4 protein-coding genes are annotated in these 3192 nt (G+C 62.3%); 1 reads left to right on the top strand and 3 read right to left on the bottom strand.

Annotated elements, in window-relative coordinates; genetic code table 11:
• Window positions 1-163: 163 nt before the first annotated feature.
• On the bottom strand, window positions 164-976 hold the full coding sequence (locus AC07RZ_RS16390) for an SDR family NAD(P)-dependent oxidoreductase (protein WP_494668713.1): 813 nt from the start codon (window positions 974-976) through the stop codon (window positions 164-166).
• Between the two features lie 119 nt (window positions 977-1095).
• Here AC07RZ_RS16390 and AC07RZ_RS16395 point away from each other — a divergent pair, with 119 nt between their 5' ends.
• A complete protein-coding gene (locus AC07RZ_RS16395; protein WP_494668714.1) occupies window positions 1096-2040 on the top strand; it encodes a GlxA family transcriptional regulator in 945 nt (314 codons plus the stop codon).
• A gap of 120 nt (window positions 2041-2160) precedes the next feature.
• On the opposite strand, the gene AC07RZ_RS16400 is transcribed toward AC07RZ_RS16395, so the two are convergent.
• Both AC07RZ_RS16400 and AC07RZ_RS16405 read right to left on the bottom strand, forming a co-directional pair.
• Entirely contained in the window at window positions 2161-2577 is a 417-nt protein-coding gene (locus AC07RZ_RS16400) for a hypothetical protein (protein WP_494668715.1), read from the bottom strand.
• 91 nt (window positions 2578-2668) lie between these two features.
• The gene (locus AC07RZ_RS16405) at window positions 2669-3145 is read right to left on the bottom strand and encodes a hypothetical protein (protein WP_494668716.1); all 477 of its coding nucleotides are present in this window, start codon (window positions 3143-3145) and stop codon (window positions 2669-2671) included.
• Window positions 3146-3192: the final 47 nt, after the last annotated feature.

Consider the following 3192-nt stretch of genomic DNA (forward strand, 5'->3'; position numbering starts at 1 on the left):
ATCTTGACGAAGAACGGATCAAGCTTCGACCCGCACTTCGTTTCCATAAAAGCTTGACCAAAACCATAGAATCTATTACGCCCTACACTGCGCGCCTTATCGCGTTGAAGAGAGATTATTCCGGGTACAGGCAGCTCCTGCACCCGGTCCGCAAGACGCCAGGTCAGGCGCCAACCTTGTAGCGCGCCGCCGGCTTGACATGCGACAGGTTGGGCTTGAGCGCCTGGCGCGCGGCTTCGAAACGATCCCAGTCGGCCAGGTCCGGCAGCGACGGCACGGTCGCCAGCTCGCCCTGGTCCAGCCCGGCGAGGGCGGCATCGACCAGGTCCGCCGCATCCATCACGATCTCTTGCGGCAGGTGCTGCACCGGCAGGCCGGCGCGGTCCCAGAACGGCGTGCGGATGGCGCCTGGCAGCACGGCCTGCACGCGCACGCCTTTGGCCCCAAGTTCATGATGCAGCGACTGGGTCAGCGCCAGCACATAGGCTTTGGTGCCGCCGTAAGTGCCGTTCAGCGTTTCCGGCGACACCGCCACCATGGAAGAAATATTGACGATGGTGCCATTCCCGCGCGCCACCATCGCCGGCGCCACGGCGCGCGTCAGGCGGGTCAGCGCCTGCACATTCAATGTGATCAGATCGTCCAGTTCTTCCGGCGTCGAATCGATCAGGCTCTTGGTCGCGCCAAGGCCCGCATTGTTGACCAGCATGGTGATGCTCGCATCATCGGCCAGGCGCCGCTCGATGGCCCGCAGGTCGGCCGTGACGCTGAGGTCGGCCCTGATGACATCGACCTTGCGGCCGGTGCCGGCAGACAATTGGCGCGCCAGTTGATCCAGTTTTTCCTGGTTGCGGGCGACCAGGATCAGGTCGTAGCCGCGGCGCGCCAGGCGGTCGGCGTAGATGGCGCCGATGCCGGTCGAGGCGCCGGTGATGAGGGCTGTGCCTTGGGCGGCATGGGTAGTTTGGGTAGACATTTTGTATCCTTGGAAAGTGATGCCGGACTGCCGGTCCAGCTGGTTTTAAAGATTGACAAGTCCAGTGTAGGAGTTCAATCTATGTCCCAAGTGACGTATTTACCTCGAATTGGGCCAACATGAAAAAAACCATCGCTTTTGTCGTTTTCGACGGCTTCCAGCTGGTCGACATGGCCGCCGTCTCCGTCTTCGAGCTGGCCAACGATTGCCCGGGCGGGCCGTTTTACGATGTGATGCTGGTGTCCGAACAGGGCGGCCCGGTGCGCAGTTCGTCCGGGGTCAAGGTCGACAGCATTGCGTTCGATGCCCACGCCTACGACACGGTGATGGTCACCGGCTCCATGTCGCCGGTGGTGTCGTCGCCCCGCTTCGTCGATTTCCTGCGCCGGTCCTGCGCCGCTTCGCGCCGCACCGCCAGCATCTGCACCGGCGCCTTCCTGCTCGCCGAGGCCGGCCTGCTGAACGGCCGCCGTGCCACCACGCACTGGGCGCAAGCGCGCGAACTGCAGCACCTGTATCCCAAGACGCGGGTTGAAGAGGACCGCATTTTCATCAACGACGGCAACATCTGGACTTCGGCCGGCATGACCGCCTGCATCGATTTGAGCCTGGCGCTGGTCGAGCAAGACCTGGGGACGGCCAACGCCCGCCTGATCGCCCGGATGATGGTGGTCTATCACCGCCGCAGCGGCGGCCAGTCGCAGTTTTCAGCGCTGCTGGAAATGGAAGCGAAGTCGGACCGGATCCAGAGCGCGCTCAGCTACGCCAAGCGCAACCTGGCGAAGGAATTGTCGGTGGATGAACTGGCCGACGCCGCCCACCTGAGCCGGCGCCAGTTCAGCCGGGCGTTCCGCAACGAGACCGGGAAATCGCCCGCCAAGGCGGTGGAAGCGTTAAGGGTCGAAGCGGCGCGCGCCATGCTGGAGGACAGCAGCCACTCGATCGACGTGGTGGCAAGGGAAACCGGGTTTTCGGATACCGAACGCATGCGGCGCGCTTTCCTGCGCACGGTCGGGCAACCGCCGCAAGCGGTCAAACGCGCTTCGCGTTTGGGGAAAACGTAAAGTTGGCGTGCAGGCGGATCAGGGGATGTCCAATACGATGAAATGTCCAATAAAAATGGACAAATTAATATACTGGACAAAATCAGCTCTTCCCTGAGAAATCAAACGGCAACAGCAGGCTTATCGCCTCAGGGTCTTATCCTGCCGGATCGTGTCATAGGCATCCATGCGTCCGATTGTTCGTTCGATCAGGCAATACTCCCTGGCGTTTTCCCGCTCTAGCGGCACCGTCTTGCTGTCGGCCTGGATCGAGCAATCCAGCAGGATGTTTTTCTTCCAAGCCACAAAATCATCGGCAAGCTGCTGCCTCTCGGCGCCGCTCAACAGCTGTGATGTCGATTGATGCAGTTCAGCGGCTGCCTTGCTTTGCAGGGTCAGCTCTTCGCCCAGGCACGCTGATTTCGATTCCTCGCTGGTATTGGCAGCGGCGTAGCAGGCTTTGAAAATGTTTGAAAAATCATGGCTGCCGGTGGCCGCGCCTGAAACAAACGGAACAAAAAGCATGGCGGCAACAAGGTAGGGAAAATAGCGTTTCATGGCATCGCCCTTGGTGGGGATTCAACAGATGGAAGTAATGCTGCTCTGCCATAAGCATGCCATGAGCCGGGGTTCCGCGCACTGCCGTCAGTCACAGTCCACCGGCGCCCGGATCCGGCAACGCCGTCCGCATTTCCGGCGCCGCGCCGCGGCTGTCTGCCAGCACCCTGGTTTGCCGGATCTCGCCGCAGCGCAATTGGGCCGTGTTGCCGGTAATTTTTTCCAGCTGCAGGTCGCCGTCGAAAACCTGGGTTTCGGCGACGGTGACGGTGCCGCGCAGCGCATTGTTCAGCACGGCGAACCCGCCTTGCCGGTAGCCTCCCTCGGCCAAGCTCATGAGCCGCCAGGAGTCCAGGCGCTCGGCGGAACAATCGGCAGCGGCTTTGGCAACCGCGGCGGCTGGCGTCGCCGCAACGGCGCGATGGGCTGGGCTGGCGGCGCTGCCGCCGGCGGGACGCAGCACCACGGCCGGCCTGGGCAGCAAGTCCGGCGCGCTCAAGTACGCCAGCAGCGCAATAAACGCGATGCCAGCCAATCCTATGCCCAGCGCAAATTTTTTCTCATTCATTACCGCACCTTGCTGTGGGCCGGGGGGGGGGGAAAAGCGACCACCCC

The sequence above is a fragment of the Collimonas sp. GW821-FHT07E08 genome (genome assembly GCF_059418905.1).

What these genes read in the sequence shown, in the direction of transcription:
- AC07RZ_RS16390 (WP_494668713.1), bottom strand. Translation starts at nt 976, where the DNA reads ATGTCTACCCAAACTACCCATGCCGCCCAAGGCACAGCCCTCATCACC.
- AC07RZ_RS16395 (WP_494668714.1), top strand. Translation starts at nt 1,096, where the DNA reads ATGAAAAAAACCATCGCTTTTGTCGTTTTCGACGGCTTCCAGCTGGTC.
- AC07RZ_RS16400 (WP_494668715.1), bottom strand. Translation starts at nt 2,577, where the DNA reads ATGAAACGCTATTTTCCCTACCTTGTTGCCGCCATGCTTTTTGTTCCG.
- AC07RZ_RS16405 (WP_494668716.1), bottom strand. Translation starts at nt 3,145, where the DNA reads ATGAATGAGAAAAAATTTGCGCTGGGCATAGGATTGGCTGGCATCGCG.